The sequence below is a fragment of the Blautia hansenii DSM 20583 genome (genome assembly GCF_002222595.2).
Lineage (GTDB): Bacteria > Bacillota > Clostridia > Lachnospirales > Lachnospiraceae > Blautia > Blautia hansenii.
Window position 1 is genome coordinate 1,872,613 of the sequence record NZ_CP022413.2, and the last position, 13,954, is coordinate 1,886,566.

Annotated in this window: 17 protein-coding genes, 5 tRNA genes and 1 pseudogene; all 23 read right to left on the minus strand. The window is 33.3% G+C overall.

The genetic code is table 11. The annotated features are described in order from the left end of the window. Positions 1-25: 25 nt before the first annotated feature. The 23 genes and pseudogenes from CGC63_RS09340 to CGC63_RS09425 all read right to left on the minus strand — a co-directional run bounded on the left by CGC63_RS09340 (position 26) and on the right by CGC63_RS09425 (position 13,855). Positions 26-667 carry a TerD family protein gene (locus CGC63_RS09340; protein WP_003020680.1) on the minus strand — a complete coding sequence of 214 codons (642 nt, stop codon included), beginning with the start codon at positions 665-667 and terminating at the stop codon, positions 26-28. A 12-nt stretch (positions 668-679) separates the two neighbouring features. Continuing rightward, complete coding sequence (locus CGC63_RS09345; protein ID WP_003020677.1) at positions 680-1,426, minus strand: VWA domain-containing protein; 747 nt, start codon at positions 1,424-1,426, stop codon at positions 680-682. Then, entirely contained in the window at positions 1,426-4,044 is a 2,619-nt protein-coding gene (locus CGC63_RS09350) for a cation-translocating P-type ATPase (protein WP_003020674.1), read from the minus strand. The genes CGC63_RS09345 and CGC63_RS09350 overlap by 1 nt, the downstream gene beginning before the upstream one ends. Then, on the minus strand, positions 4,041-5,660 hold the full coding sequence (locus tag CGC63_RS09355; protein WP_003020671.1) for a DUF2828 family protein: 1,620 nt from the start codon (positions 5,658-5,660) through the stop codon (positions 4,041-4,043). Before CGC63_RS09355 ends, CGC63_RS09350 begins: the two co-directional genes overlap by 4 nt. A 117-nt stretch (positions 5,661-5,777) precedes the next feature. Further along, positions 5,778-5,904, minus strand: a pseudogene (locus tag CGC63_RS15295). Positions 5,905-5,910: 6 nt separating this feature from the next. Next, a tRNA-OTHER gene (locus tag CGC63_RS15300) sits at positions 5,911-6,038 on the minus strand. Between the two features lie 340 nt (positions 6,039-6,378). After that, a tRNA-Met gene (locus CGC63_RS09360) sits at positions 6,379-6,452 on the minus strand. A 71-nt stretch (positions 6,453-6,523) separates the two neighbouring features. Continuing rightward, a tRNA-OTHER gene (locus tag CGC63_RS15305) sits at positions 6,524-6,633 on the minus strand. Between the two features lie 83 nt (positions 6,634-6,716). Next, a tRNA-Gln gene (locus CGC63_RS09365) sits at positions 6,717-6,788 on the minus strand. A 339-nt stretch (positions 6,789-7,127) separates the two neighbouring features. Then, positions 7,128-7,201: transfer RNA gene (locus tag CGC63_RS09370), tRNA-Met, on the minus strand. 33 nt (positions 7,202-7,234) lie between these two features. Continuing rightward, the gene (gene ligA / locus CGC63_RS09375) at positions 7,235-9,169 is read right to left on the minus strand and encodes an NAD-dependent DNA ligase LigA (protein ID WP_003020666.1); all 1,935 of its coding nucleotides are present in this window, start codon (positions 9,167-9,169) and stop codon (positions 7,235-7,237) included. Positions 9,170-9,223: 54 nt separating this feature from the next. Further along, complete coding sequence (locus CGC63_RS09380; protein ID WP_003020664.1) at positions 9,224-9,478, minus strand: hypothetical protein; 255 nt, start codon at positions 9,476-9,478, stop codon at positions 9,224-9,226. Between the two features lie 118 nt (positions 9,479-9,596). Beyond that, positions 9,597-10,595, minus strand: a complete 999-nt coding sequence (locus CGC63_RS09385; protein WP_003020662.1) for a phage lytic cycle repressor MrpR family protein — start codon at positions 10,593-10,595, stop codon at positions 9,597-9,599. A 79-nt stretch (positions 10,596-10,674) separates the two neighbouring features. Next, a complete protein-coding gene (locus CGC63_RS09390) occupies positions 10,675-11,688 on the minus strand; it encodes a tyrosine-type recombinase/integrase (RefSeq protein WP_003020661.1) in 1,014 nt (337 codons plus the stop codon). Beyond that, positions 11,672-11,881: a hypothetical protein gene (locus CGC63_RS09395; RefSeq protein ID WP_003020657.1), complete on the minus strand. Its 210-nt coding sequence runs from the start codon at positions 11,879-11,881 to the stop codon at positions 11,672-11,674. The genes CGC63_RS09390 and CGC63_RS09395 overlap by 17 nt, the downstream gene beginning before the upstream one ends. Positions 11,882-11,897: 16 nt before the next feature. Further along, entirely contained in the window at positions 11,898-12,020 is a 123-nt protein-coding gene (locus tag CGC63_RS15810) for a hypothetical protein (protein WP_003020654.1), read from the minus strand. A 2-nt stretch (positions 12,021-12,022) separates the two neighbouring features. Then, entirely contained in the window at positions 12,023-12,238 is a 216-nt protein-coding gene (locus CGC63_RS09400; protein WP_003020651.1) for a hypothetical protein, read from the minus strand. After that, positions 12,228-12,512, minus strand: a complete 285-nt coding sequence (locus CGC63_RS09405) for a hypothetical protein (RefSeq protein WP_003020648.1) — start codon at positions 12,510-12,512, stop codon at positions 12,228-12,230. The genes CGC63_RS09400 and CGC63_RS09405 overlap by 11 nt, the downstream gene beginning before the upstream one ends. Beyond that, positions 12,509-12,688, minus strand: a complete 180-nt coding sequence (locus CGC63_RS09410) for a hypothetical protein (protein WP_154965458.1) — start codon at positions 12,686-12,688, stop codon at positions 12,509-12,511. Before CGC63_RS09410 ends, CGC63_RS09405 begins: the two co-directional genes overlap by 4 nt. Positions 12,689-12,776: 88 nt before the next feature. After that, positions 12,777-13,127, minus strand: a complete 351-nt coding sequence (locus CGC63_RS09415) for a DUF551 domain-containing protein (protein ID WP_003020641.1) — start codon at positions 13,125-13,127, stop codon at positions 12,777-12,779. 1 nt (position 13,128) lies between these two features. Beyond that, the gene (locus CGC63_RS15310) at positions 13,129-13,293 is read right to left on the minus strand and encodes a hypothetical protein (RefSeq protein ID WP_003020638.1); all 165 of its coding nucleotides are present in this window, start codon (positions 13,291-13,293) and stop codon (positions 13,129-13,131) included. Beyond that, a complete protein-coding gene (locus CGC63_RS09420) occupies positions 13,293-13,529 on the minus strand; it encodes a hypothetical protein (protein WP_003020634.1) in 237 nt (78 codons plus the stop codon). Before CGC63_RS09420 ends, CGC63_RS15310 begins: the two co-directional genes overlap by 1 nt. Then, positions 13,526-13,855: a hypothetical protein gene (locus CGC63_RS09425; protein WP_003020632.1), complete on the minus strand. Its 330-nt coding sequence runs from the start codon at positions 13,853-13,855 to the stop codon at positions 13,526-13,528. Before CGC63_RS09425 ends, CGC63_RS09420 begins: the two co-directional genes overlap by 4 nt. Between the last annotated feature and the right edge of the window lie 99 nt (positions 13,856-13,954).

The window sequence follows — 13,954 nt, forward strand, 5'->3', positions numbered from 1 at the left end:
AAAAGTAATACCGTTGCGAAAGTCATTAAGCATCCCTACCTTCATCAATGTCTAAATCAAATGTTTTAAATAATTCAACCATACCGCCTGTATAACCAGAACCAATTGCCTGAAATTTAAATCCACCGTTATGCTTGTATAATCTTCCAAGCTCCACAGCATTTAATTTTTCAAACTTTTCATCTTCTGATAAATCAAAGTTTGCTTCAAAACCTGACGGATTGTCATAGTCATATACTGTAACCATTGCATTATTTACCATGCCAAAATTCTGCAATCGTTGAATTGCTCTGAAAATTGTTAAGCAAATTGTAAAGTCTGTTTTGTTTGCTGGAAACTTATCAGCGTGAACAATAAAATACTCATCAAAATGTCTCCCATTAAATTCAATACCCTGTGAGTCATCGCCTGTTCTGTTATCTCCAGAGTATTCAACCCACGGATAATTTTTTCCATCTCCGTATGTACTAAAATTCACGATATCTGAAGGATATTGAACTTTTTTATCGCTGTTTGTTAAGAACCCATGTATATCAAAATCAATATCTCCTTCGCCGGAAAATCTATTCATATCCCAACGCACACCAATGAAAATATTTTTAATGTTGCTTCCATCTTCTTTTGTCATGTTAATTTTTTGATTTTTACTCATATCAATTACTGGCATTTTTTCTTCCTCCTATTTATTCGCTAACCAATCTTTATATTGTCTCAAAAGCTCTGTATATAGCTGCTCATCATCTAATTTTGCAATATCTTTTACAGAGATAAACCCTGTATTATCATTCTCTCTGCCTTTCATGTCGTCCAAAGATTTCAGATATTTAAAATTATCATTTCCAATTCCTACAAACTGGACAAATATGTTGTATGCGGATAATTCCCTGATAATGTCATTTGTTTTTTCTTTATCCCAGTTATCTCCATCTGTAATAAACATGATAAATGCAGGAATTGTGCTAGGCTCAATATCTTTATAGTGATGAACCATACTTGTTAATACAGGTGCATATTCCGTACCTCCCATGCCCATACGTGCTTTCAACATTACTTTATCTACATAGTTTTCATAATTCTTTTCAGTAATAACTTCAAGTCTTTCTTCTCCATTTGAAAATAGCCAACATTCCAGTTCTTTATTATCATCAAACCTCAAGGCAATAGGAAGAAGTCTTGTAATTACATCCTGTACTTTTCCTTCTCTAAATTCATCGCTCATACTTCCACTATAATCCATTGCAACTGCAACTCTTGCCGTATGTTTTGTCATATCAATCTTGTTATCTTTTGACATGTTAATTAAAACTTTATTCAAATTCTCTTTTGACATATCAATACATACTTTTTTAGTTTCCTGAGCTGGTGCACTATTGTGCCCAGACTCAGTTTCATTTTTATTTCCATTTAAAAAACTGAAAAATCCCATTATTTATTTCTCCTTTTCTTCATTGTTTTTCTAATAAAATCTGCTAACAGAACGATTGTGGATAATGCTGTTACTGCTAACCACTGAGTTAAGTTCAATGAAGCTGTATGTAATACGCTTCCCCCAAACTGTACAAGAGCAATAGTTCCTACGAAAATCCCAATAGCAATTCGATAGAATAATTTATTCTTGCTTAATCCTTTAAACAGGTTTCTACTATCTGTTCTAAGAGTAAAGCCATTTAATACCGCCATAAAGCAAAGTAAAGCAAATCTCGCTGATAATCCAGCGGCTTCAGTTGCAAATAAATGCTTAATTGGACTAAAAATCATTAAACCAAACGCTAAAGAGAAGATACATGCGTTAATAGCAATATGTTTTTTACTTCCATTTACAAATAATCCTTCACCTTTCTTTAAAGGTTGTTCTTTCATATATTCATCTTTTGGAGGTTCACCACCAAATGATAAGGAGTTCAAAGAGTCCATAATAATGTTGATAATAAGAATAAGAGCTGATGTTAAGAAAGAGCCTGTTAAAAAGACTGGATATAAGAAGTTCATAGCAAGAAGTGAATAATTGATTGGCAACTGGAAATTCAAGAACATAAGAATATTGTGCATAAATGTTCTTCCAAGTTTTACTCCTTTTACAATAGAAGCAAAGTTATCGTCTACAAGGATAATATCACCAGCTTCTTTTGCCACATCAGTGCCACTATTCATGGCGAAACCAACGTCAGATTTTGTTAATGCTGGTGCATCATTTGTACCGTCACCTGTCATTGCTGTGGAATATCCAAGCTCCTGAGCTAATGTAATAAGTCTCAATTTTGTTGTAGGAGAACATCTAGCAATAACTCTTAAACGTGGAATAATGTCTTTAATTTCTTCATCTGTCATTCCAGAAAACTCTGCATCAGTTAAAGCCATATCACCTTTTTCATAAATACCAGCTTCTTGAGCTACTGCAACTGCTGTTTCAATACAGTCTCCTGTAATTTCTACTACTGTAATTCCAGCCTCTTTTGCTGTCTTAACAGCATCAGGAACTTCTTTACGAACTGGATCTTGTACTCCAATTACTGCTGTGAATACTAAATCTTCTGGTATTACATTTTCCTCTAAAGCTTCCATATTGTATGCAAATGCAATACATCTCATTGCTTTCGTGGTAAGGTCATAGATTTCACTCAAGATATTTATTCTATCCTCATCTGTCATTTCGACAATTTTCCCATTTTCTAGTCTGTATTTACAATTGGATAAAATCTTTTCAGGAGCACCCTTATAATAGGAAGTATCTCCAAACTCACAGCTTGTAGAAAACGCTGAATACTTAAATTGACTATTGAAAGGCTGTTTTTTAGATTTTGGGTTTTGAGTCAAAATAGAATTGAATTCAGATTGATTAAGAAGACTAAGCATTGCTCTATCTATTGAATTGCCACCAGTAATTTTTCCTTTTTCATCAAATAAGCTTCCGCTTGTTAAAGCTATATTTTCTTTAAGAATTTCTGGTAGATTATCTTTATTTATTTTTTGAGATTTCATGTCACCAGTAATAATTTCTTTTGGTGTCATAACACCTGTTGTCAATGTTCCTGTTTTATCTGTACATACGTAATTCACATAAGCCAATTCTGGTATCTTTGAAGGATTTTTTGTAAGAATATTTGCCTTTTCCATTGTCTTAACATTCATTTTAGTAACAAATTTTACAATCATTGGTAATCCTTCTGGTACAGCAGCTACAATAATTGTCAGGGCTACTGAAATGTTTTCAGCGATTGTTCTTATTATCTGTAACACATCTCCTGAAAAGTATTCTCTAAATCCAACTTCTAAGATACCTGTTGCTGTTGCGATTAAAAATCCTCCAAAGGCTGCCACTGTTCCCCATTTAGAAATAAAATCAGCTAACTTATCTAATGCAATATCTAAAGCAGTTTTAGTAGGCTCTAATGTTTGCATTTTTACCAGTGTGTCTCCATTGACAGTGTTAATACCAACTGTCTGTACTAACATTTTTGCTTCACCAGACATAACAGTTGTTCCGGCAAATACGCACGTTTCATCTGTATAATGGTCTGTAGTTATTTCTTCTGGATATTTAAATCCTGAAATGTAATGTTTTTTACATTCTTTTGTTTCACCATTAATTGCAGCGTTACTTACAGCAATTTCACCTTCAACAATGTAACCATCTGCAAAGATTTCCTGTCCCATTTCAAGACATATAATATCGCCAACTACAATATCATCTTTATTGATTTTTACAACAGAACCATTTCTAATTACATTACAATATCTAACCGCCGTTTTTGCTCTTAGACTATTATTTGATTTCTGTATTGATAGATTTGTTCTAACATTAATTCCACTCACAATTGCTAACACTGCTAAAATAATAACAGGCTCACTAAAACTTTCTACTCCTAGAAATGCAAGAGCAAAGAAAACTCCAGCCATCATGATTAGAATAATTGTGATTTTATCCTTTAATCCGTCTGTAAAAAAATTAAACCACGTCTTTTGCTTTGGTTCTGGCAGCTTATTGCTACCATATTTTTGTCTGCTTTTTTCTACTTGCTGGTCATTTAAACCATTCAAATTCATTTGCTTTTTCCCTCCAGTTCTTTAAATCTATCTTCAATAATCTGATACCTTTCTGTATTAAGCTGTTTTAATAGGCATTTGTACGGGTCTAATTCATTACTTAATACCATATTCATTATGTTTACAGAATATCCTGATACAAGTGCTACTCCATTCGCATTTTCTCTAACAGGGATTGTTCCTGTTCTTGAACAAATATTCCAAAACACCAGTCTTGGTAATTTATATCCGTATCGTTCATATTCTTTAGCAAATTCATCAAACATTGCTTTATCTGTTCTTCCTGAAGTCATACAGTCAAATTCCATATCCGAAATCATCAATAGCGTGTTTGGCAAATCAGATTGTTTCATGTTGTTTTTTACAGCCGTGTCTAATAATAACTGGAATACTCTTTCAATATTCGTATTACTGCAATCTGTATTTTTTAAAGTAATCTGAATTTTTTCTTTAAGATTTTGACAGTTGCTAATATCAACAAACCTTGGTCTATTTCCAAATGTCATAAACTTATTATTGAATTGACCAGAACATCTCTCAGCAAAGTAAATAGAAAGTGCTGTTGCAACTTCTTCTGCTTGCACTGAAGAATTTCTATCTATTGGTTGATACATACTTCCAGAACCATCTTGAATAACCATAATATTTTCTGCTGACTGAATAGTATCTTTTTGATTTTTCCAAAGTTGTTCTAATGTCTCATCATATTTTTTTAATTTATAACTCCAACCATATCCATCTACAGTAACATACTGATGCACAATATCGTGAGGAAAGTTAGTAGAAGCATTGATTTTTACTCCTTCTTTTCCGTTAGCCAAATCTTCAAGATACTGTTGTCTTCTTTCTGGATCGTGTTTAAGAAAAGCGTTTCGATATAATAGATTTGCTTTAGAAGGTACTGAATTGTAGTCAATTGCTGACCATTGATTTGCACACATAAAAGTTTCTACCAAATTGAGTTTCTTACGCAATTTCACCAACATACGATTGTATGTCTTATCATCGAGTTCTAACCCTTCAATAATAAGTCTTGCATAATGTCTTGATATATGACTTTCTGCATTACGTTTTGGTAGCCACTTCGCAAGCAATGATATTGGTTTATCTTCAGTATAATTTTTAATATCTTCTTGAAGCTGTGCGTTTATCATTTTAATTACTATACTGTTAAGTTGTGTATCAAGCAATACCCATGTATCATCATATCGTCCATATTCTGCTATATATGGAATAAATAGTGTCATCTCATGTGGTCTAAAGTCAGCCATATACTTGATAATTCTGTGAAAAGTATCTCTTTCACCCATCCCACCTCTAATATCACGTAAGAAGAATAGCCATTTCCATGCATACATTGGGTTTTCATAATAAGCAGCTTGGAACAAGTTGATTAATTCTTTGTCTGTTTTCTTTCGTAGCGAACTTGTCATATAGTTAATATCTACCAAAACATGACCTGAAGACTTATATCCAATTGCACCGTTTTCACTTATGGACACATTATATGGCAATTCATTTAGTGTTTCTTTTACAGCTTCTGCAAAATTTAATCCTTTTGGTTTCAAATATAATTCGCCATCTGCTACAAAATCTTTTATAAAATTGTTTTGCATTTTTAATTTCCCTTTCTTTGTATTTTAGATTTTACACCTATCAGAACACTAGGACTCGAACCTAGAACGAAAGCTTCCAACACTAACCGAGTTACCCATTACTCTCATATTCTGTTGTGCGGAGAAGCAAGACTCGAACCTGCGACATCTGGCTCCCTAAGCAATATGTATGTTGCTGCATGTAACGAATATTTTACATCGCTACAATTTTAACAGTGCTCTATCCATCTGAGCTATTCTCCGCATATTTTGCAGGACAACCGGACTCGAACCGATAACCACGGCGTTAAAAGCGCATTAGAAATAATTGCTGTATGTAACATATTTATAACAATACTACAAAGTTTACGTGCTCTAGCCAATTGAGCTATGTCCTGCATATTAAATTTTCTCAGCTACATTTAATTGTGATGGATTTGAACCATCTCGAAATATTTTGTCATAATACTTTCTTTAACCATTTGTTTTATATTTTGCTGTATGTAACTGATTTGAATTTTTCATTCACAATAAATCGTTACTTTATTGCAGTTCTCTTATGAACTTCTGCATTTCACAATGCAGTTTTACCCTATTCTCTTTACCTCTACTTAGAGTGCTACGAATTAGAAATATTGTTTCCTTTTACGATTGGGGCATGTCCTTGAGTAAATTTATTTGGAAGTGATTTATATGTTTGAAAATATATTTCAAAATTTTAAAGTTATAGCTCAAGGAATTGCGGAGAGTGGATTTGAACCACTGATCTTTAGCTGATGAGGCTAACGAGCTTCCAGACTGCTCTACTCCGCATCAGAATTGCAGTTATTCCTGCAACTCATTTAAAAGTAAATAAAAAAGATAACCTCTCCAACAAAGGAGCTTGCAATGAGCAAGAGTCGAACTTGCGACCTGCTGGTTTGTTTTGCTGTCTACAATGTATTTTTAACAACATTGTTTTTGCCAGCCGTTCTCCCAACTGAACTATCATTGCATTTATTTTTACCTTTACCCTGTAGAGTATTGCATTTTTGGGGGTGTGTTAGGGGTGTTTAAAAATACAGAGTAAAGATAAAACTGGGATAGCTGGATTCGAACCAGCGAATACAGGAGTCAAAGTCCTGTGCCTTACCGCTTGGCGATACCCCAAGAAAGGAGTCTACTATTTGAAAAAAATCATAAAGCAAATAGTAGAGAGATAAGCAATGGATTTGAACCATCTCTATAATGTAAAGTCTGTTTCATGTGCACATTCCACATTCATCGCATCATATTTTACTCGTTCCATATCATACTTTCCTTAGTTCGTGCACGTTCCAAAGATTTCTGTTGAGTATGCTTATCAAAATTAGTAGACTCAAAGGCTCATTACCTCTCATGAGTAAGGGATAAAACCTTAGTAAAAACTGTTACTTGTACAGGTACGCATTACAGTAAAAACTATATCTACTCTGTTTTTATGGCAATTGATTTAATCTATCAGCCTAATGGGGCTTATAGGACTCGAACCTATGACTTCTCGGTTATGAGCCGAGCGTTCTAACCAACTGAACTAAAGCCCCTTACATCGCAGCTTATGCTACGATGGTTTTATTTTACAAAAGTGTTAGAAATTCTTCTTCGCTTATAATTGGAATACCAAGCTCTTTTGCTTTTTTATTTTTAGAAGAATTTGACGTTGTATCATTGTTAATCAGATAATGTGTCTTTGAAGTCACACTCCCTGTTACTTTGCCTCCGTGAGTTTCAATTGTAGATTTTAAATCATTTCTATTTGAGAACTTATTCAAACTTCCTGTAATCACAAATGTTTTGTTGGTTAATGAAAGGAGTTCCTCCGTTTTTATTTTTTCTTCAAACACAAGAATTTTAACAAGTTGCTCAATTTCTTCTGATTTATAATCTTCTTTAAACCAATCGTATATAGATTTATTTAATACATCTCCAAAACCGTCTAATTTACTAAAATCAAATTTCTCTTTCATGGATTTTATCAAATCATCCCATGTATCAAAATGATTAAATATCTCTCTTGATTGACTTCTTCCAATTTTAGGTATTCCTAATGCATACAACAATCTTTCAGGACTTACTTGTTTACTTTTCTCTATTGACAGGAATAATTTTTCAACAGATTTTTTACCAAATCCCGGTATTGACATCCAAGTTGCCTTATACTGAGATAAATTGTAAAAATCTTTAAATGTCTTTAACCATCCTTTTTTCACGAGAAAATCAACAGTAGCCTCTGACATTCCCTCAATATTCATTGCGTCTCTTTCACAAAAATGTACAAATTTTCCAATAAGCTTTTCTGGACAGTGTGTATTCATGCACATTAGAACCTCTGTATCATTAGAGCAAATTATATTAGTGTCTCCTCCACATATAGGACATTGTTTTGGGATATCTAAATTGTTGCTCTTTGTGCTGTTTTCAACAATTTGGGGGATTATCATATTAGACTTGATAACTTTGATTGTATCTCCTATGCCGAGTTTCAATTCTTTAATAATACTGATATTATGCACACTGGCACGACTTACCGTAGTCCCTTCCAGCTCTACCGGCTCAAAAATTGCTACCGGATTAAGTAAGCCTGTTCGTGAAGGACTCCATTCAATCTTTTTTAAAGTAGTTTCCGCAACTTCATCTTTCCATTTGAAAGCAAACGAATGTCTTTCAAATTTCGAAGTATTGCCAAGAGAATTGCCATAATCAGTATTGTTATATGAAACTACAAGACCGTCTGTCGGAATGTCATTATTTTCGATTTTTCTTTTAAAAAATTTTACACATTCTTCTATATTGTCTTTATTTACAGGATAATGTTCTACAACATTAAATCCTATTTCAGAAAGCCAATTAAATTGTTTGTCCATTGTCTTAAATTTACTACCAGAGATTAGTCTAAATATAATGACTTGGACATTTCTTTTTTGACTTTCGGATGCATCAAGTAAGCGAATACTTCCTGAAGCAAGATTTCTTGGGTTTTTATATCTTGCTCCAACATCTTCTATCTGAGAATTAATTCTGTCAAAATCAGTATATGAAATAACTGCTTCACCTCTAAGAATTAGTTTCTCTTTATATGGAATTTTCAATGGTACTCCTTTACATCTTGATACATTTTGAGTGATAATTTCACCTGTTGTACCGTTTCCTCTTGTCACGGCTTTTTGCAGCTCGCCATTGTCGTAAGTAAGAACAACAGTTAGTCCATCTAATTTCCATGACAAAATTCCATCTTTATCGCTTATCCAGCTTTTTAAAGTTTCAACACTTTTTGTTTTGTCTAAAGAAAGCATCTTCTTTTCATGCTTTTCTTTTGGCAAGAAGTCTAAAAAATCGTTTGCTACAGATTGTGTTGGAGAATCGGAATAAATAACTCCTGTTTCTTTCTCCATATCTACCAGCTTATCGTAGAGTTTGTCATAATCATAGTTAGACATGATTTCTCTACTTTCCTGATAGTAAGCAACGTTAGCTGCTTTTAATTGTTCTATGATAGCTCTCATTTCATTCATTTTCTAATGTCCTCCGTTGCTATGGGTATAATTTATCACACTCTCGCCGAAATGTCAACACTTTTTTAAAATTATTTTTTCATTTGTATTTGATACTATGTTTATACAGTCGTTCTCATAAGTAACATCCTCGATTTTCTCTTTATCCAATATCACGCCTGCTCCTGAAATTACTAGTGCAATATTAGTTTCATTGTCAAATACATCAATCAAGCAACTATCTTTACAATATTTTATCCAATTTCCAATAAATTCTACATTTACGCAAGACATTTTGTGTTCTTTTAATAAAGTTATCAATTTAAACATGGTTATCTCCTTTAATCGAATATATGTTCTGTTTAATTATTGTACCATAACACTTTTAGAATATCAACCTGATATATAACCTTTTTGTCAAACTTGTGATATGGTAAAAAAATATAGCCTATTGGCTATATTTTAAAATATGTGTACTAATTATACTACGCATATAAGTCATGTCAATATTAAATTTGTCCAGTATCGGTTTGATAACAAAATTACTATCATCTTCTTCAAGTTTGCTTAACGGAACGCCTAAAGCGTTTGCTACATCTATTGTTACAGAAGCTATACCGGAACGCCTTATGCTTTCAAAATTAAGGTTTGGAAAATAAAAATCATCACTATTTCTCAACCTCATCAATCTATCTTGGATATTTTTTCTTCTTCTTTCGATAAATAATCTCAAATCTTTAGTTTCGCTGGTATCTAAATTTCTGCTTGTAATCCTTGTTTTAATAACATATTCGCTATTTTCGTATATACCTATTGCTCTACCAATATTATCTATGTACTCTATCTCTTTATCAGCCAACTCAGCTACTTTAATAAATAAGTCAGAGACTACTGTCGTTCTGGTAAAAATGATTTTATCGCTCACGGGGTCGTATTCGTATATTTTCAACTTTTTATTGCTAAAATCTATATTAGACAATTTGACAAGAGTAATTTCCGAAAGTCCATAGCCAGACAATCCAGACCATGCAGCTACGAGCGCAAATGCTCCTTGAGCATTGTTATTTTTAAGCATTTTATCTACAAGCATTTCAAACATTTCCTTACTAATTACTGCCAATTTGCTATTTCCGCTATTTGCTATTTCTCTTATTTTATCTTGGCTTATGGTCGTTTTTTTGATTGATTTGTCATATTCTTCTGAACAATATACAACATAACGGTTTATTCTTCTTTGGATTTCCCTCACCCTATAAATAGATGTAAAGTTGAACATTTTTATCAACTCTATTAACTGTTCTCTATTAAAGTACGCTAAATCACAATTGTATTTTTCTTCCAATATAGAAGATTTTTGGAACAATGTAAGTACATCCATCATTTCTTTCGTATCGACCTTATATTTTAATTTTTTTACATAGCTATTTTTCACATCCTCATTATACATAGGCTTTCCTCAACTTTCTGTTATGTACAGTAGTATATTATCATCTTTTGGAAATTTTTTCCAGTAAATGTAAATAAACTTATTTTAGCAGGTTATTGATTATCGCTCCTCTTACTTCTTTCATTTCTTGTTTGTTTACCGATGCGTACCTTTTCGTGGTTGTAGGACTACTGTGTCCGAGCAATTCTGATGTCAAATATATATCTCCCTTCATTCGATATACATTTGTACCAAATGTTCTACGCAACTCATGTGGGCTTATTTTTCTATCTATCCCCTCAGAATATTTTGCAATAATTTTTTGAATTGCGCCAACTCCGAGCCTTTTACATCCATCAGATTTTTTAGAAACAAATAAAGCATCTGTTGCTTCTATTCCCGGAATTAGTTTCCTCCTATCGCACCATCTACGAATGATATCCATAAGTTCTTTTGTGACCTCGTACTCAAATTCTTTATCTCTCTTATCAATTGTATGTATTAAACAATTTTCGAAATCAATATCACTCACATTGATTTCACTCAATGCTGATACTCTACATCCAGTTGATAGAGGAATAAGGAACAGCAACCTATCTCTATCCTGATATTTCTTTTGAGACGTTCTGGCGTGTTTTGACCCAACTCCCTCATTGAGATTTTTTATAATAATCGAAATCTCATCTTCTGTCAAATATGAAATTTCGTCTTTAAGCTTTACAGAAGGTCTTTTAATCGCTTTTTCCATTGGATTTTCTGATATATACTCAAATCTATAAAGAAAATCAAAGAAATTATGTAAGCTGCTGATTTGAGTTGCGATTGTTGCGTTAGATATTGGTTTTCCAGAAATTAACTCCTGATTTCTTTTAGTAAAATAGCGGTTAATTACAGATGTAGTGATGTTTTCTAATTTAAGCTCTGCAATTTCAACTCCCATTCCATCAGCAATACTATTCAAAAACATTTCTACATCTCCAAGGTATTTCCTTTTTGTCGCAGCAGTGTTATTCGCCATACTATAATAATAATCTCTTAACCATATCGGTTTCTCTTTTATATGGTTTTCAAGCTTTTCTTCTATGGCAAGCTTATGCTCAAATCTTCCGGTCATTCAAATCAACTCCTTTGTTCTTTAAATATTCCAAAAGTATTTCATTTTCTTTTTGAAGCTGGTCAATTTTTTCTGCGCCAGCAGTGCAATATATATGAATTGCATTTGATATTTTATCAGTCTCATCTAACGGAACATTGGTAAGCGGAAACATATTTGCTAACCACCTAAGACTTTTTGCTTCTTTACTCATATTATATCACCATCCTCTACTCATGAAAACTGATAGCTCCAGCAATTGCAAATAATCCAGCAGCCACTAAAGCAACATCACTTGTTCCTCTGCTGAATACCCAACCGATTAAAAGAAATAGCATTATTACATACCCCATATCTATTCAACCTCCTCTGCGTTATTTAAATAGCTGAGGATTGTAAGAAAATTATCAATCCTTCCCATTGCCTTATATAAATTTTTATCTTCAATCCTATTACATGCTTGACTGATATCAGCTCTTACATCTTTCAAGCACTCTATAAGCATATCTTTTGGCTCTTTTTTCGGTTCAGAAATTCCCTGATAACTTATATGCATGTTTTTATTCCTCATCTTTCTTCATCTGCTCTAGTGCTTTTTCTGCTTCTTCTTTTGTTGTGTAAAATCTATCACACTTCAACAAATCAGGTCTAATCCATGTTTCTGACACTGCACTTCGCGAATGTCCACATTCTGAACATAAAACTGTAGTTTCGATGGTAAAAGCGTGTATCAGCAATTCTTCTCGTTCATCGTAGTCTTCATAAAATCTCAGTCTATCTAGCACTTCTTTAATCGTAACATCTGTTCTTGCTTCACCAGTTCCACTAATTGTCAGTCTTTTCATTTCTCAATACCACCCTTTCGTACAATTTCAATTGCTTCATCAATACTTATTCTATCGTCTGCAATATTGTTTAACCGATAACACGACATTCTGGTTTTTGCTTTCTGTAACTGCTCTATAACCTTATCTACATCATAAGCAGTCGGCTCTTTTTGTACTTCGTCAATCATTTCCATGAGAGAATATTGTCCAAATTGTGTATCATATTCTTTAACAATTGATCGAATTAACGCCTGTCTACTAATTAAATCACTACTCATAATCTTATTTTCCTTTATATCTTTTTGGAAGCGGCTGCCATGCAATTACCCCTTTTACTTTGTCATCACTTACATCTGTCCATTCTTCTCCATCCCAAAAAGCAGAGAATGGGGTTATTATATTATTTGTTTGAACAATATACGAATCTTCTCCAAATACAGGTTTTTCAGGCAACCTCTCACTGCATGGTATCCAATCACTTTTGCTACCATCATCCATGTGAGAACGAATGATCTCTTCTATCCTGCTTGCTCGCACATATCCATCCACTTCCATATCACCCATATAAATAGGCGCATCTTCTTGAAATGTTGCTTCTTTTATCTCTTCCAAAATCTTCTCTAGTACGTTCATGTTATCCCTCTTTTCTTGATATCCTGTTAAATTCCTCTCTAAATCTTTCAACAACCCACGTTTTTTCATAGTCATGTTCATCTGCAAATTCTTGAATATCTTGCATCACATGTTCTGCAAGGCTTCTCATTTCCTTTACAGCTTGGTTATAAATTGCATCACCCATCACTCTACCTCCATGAACTCAAAATACTCTACTAAATGCTCTTTTGTGATTTCTAACCATGAGCCATCATCTACAGCGTCAAGATGAACATGGTCTTTCCCACCAATTATCATGTACTCACTTTCATTTAATTCGTAAATTTTCCCTTCTTCAATTACCATTCCATCGTTTATCAAAAATCCATCATTGTCGTATTTATCTACATAAAAAGACTTCTTGCATTTATATTTTTTCATTTACTCAACCGTTTCCTTTCTTCTTCCCAGTCAAAAGCAGCGCACGCAATACAGTGTTTGCATTGTTCACCAATCCCCAAGCAAGCACCGTTCTTGTCTTTTTCTACGCATCCATACCTCTTTTGTAGATTGCATTTTTCTATACGTTTCTTTATTCGACACTGTTTGCACACTACCTTTTTTCCTACTGTGCAACCCATTAATCTTGCATAATATCCCGCCCATATTTTACTCACTCCATCATTTCTTGTGCTATTCCATCCTATAACTTTTTCTCCGCATACATCACAGTAAACTTCTGTTATTACTTCTCTATAAATAGACATTTATTTCACTCTCCTATTCCATACTTCGATTGCTTCTTCTGATTTGTTGTAATTTGGTGAACACATCTCGCATTTTGCACATTACACTCTGTATTTGCT

Bases quoted from the DNA above. Each gene is read 5' to 3' on its own strand.
- CGC63_RS09340 (WP_003020680.1), bottom strand. From the start codon at position 667: ATGCCAGTAATTGATATGAGTAAAAATCAAAAAATTAACATGACAAAA.
- CGC63_RS09345 (WP_003020677.1), bottom strand. From the start codon at position 1,426: ATGGGATTTTTCAGTTTTTTAAATGGAAATAAAAATGAAACTGAGTCT.
- CGC63_RS09350 (WP_003020674.1), bottom strand. From the start codon at position 4,044: ATGAATTTGAATGGTTTAAATGACCAGCAAGTAGAAAAAAGCAGACAA.
- CGC63_RS09355 (WP_003020671.1), bottom strand. From the start codon at position 5,660: ATGCAAAACAATTTTATAAAAGATTTTGTAGCAGATGGCGAATTATAT.
- ligA (WP_003020666.1), bottom strand. From the start codon at position 9,169: ATGAATGAAATGAGAGCTATCATAGAACAATTAAAAGCAGCTAACGTT.
- CGC63_RS09380 (WP_003020664.1), bottom strand. From the start codon at position 9,478: ATGTTTAAATTGATAACTTTATTAAAAGAACACAAAATGTCTTGCGTA.
- CGC63_RS09385 (WP_003020662.1), bottom strand. From the start codon at position 10,595: ATGTATAATGAGGATGTGAAAAATAGCTATGTAAAAAAATTAAAATAT.
- CGC63_RS09390 (WP_003020661.1), bottom strand. From the start codon at position 11,688: ATGACCGGAAGATTTGAGCATAAGCTTGCCATAGAAGAAAAGCTTGAA.
- CGC63_RS09395 (WP_003020657.1), bottom strand. From the start codon at position 11,881: ATGAGTAAAGAAGCAAAAAGTCTTAGGTGGTTAGCAAATATGTTTCCG.
- CGC63_RS15810 (WP_003020654.1), bottom strand. From the start codon at position 12,020: ATGGGGTATGTAATAATGCTATTTCTTTTAATCGGTTGGGTATTCAGC.
- CGC63_RS09400 (WP_003020651.1), bottom strand. From the start codon at position 12,238: ATGAGGAATAAAAACATGCATATAAGTTATCAGGGAATTTCTGAACCG.
- CGC63_RS09405 (WP_003020648.1), bottom strand. From the start codon at position 12,512: ATGAAAAGACTGACAATTAGTGGAACTGGTGAAGCAAGAACAGATGTT.
- CGC63_RS09410 (WP_154965458.1), bottom strand. From the start codon at position 12,688: ATGGAAATGATTGACGAAGTACAAAAAGAGCCGACTGCTTATGATGTA.
- CGC63_RS09415 (WP_003020641.1), bottom strand. From the start codon at position 13,127: ATGAACGTACTAGAGAAGATTTTGGAAGAGATAAAAGAAGCAACATTT.
- CGC63_RS15310 (WP_003020638.1), bottom strand. From the start codon at position 13,293: ATGGGTGATGCAATTTATAACCAAGCTGTAAAGGAAATGAGAAGCCTT.
- CGC63_RS09420 (WP_003020634.1), bottom strand. From the start codon at position 13,529: ATGAAAAAATATAAATGCAAGAAGTCTTTTTATGTAGATAAATACGAC.
- CGC63_RS09425 (WP_003020632.1), bottom strand. From the start codon at position 13,855: ATGTCTATTTATAGAGAAGTAATAACAGAAGTTTACTGTGATGTATGC.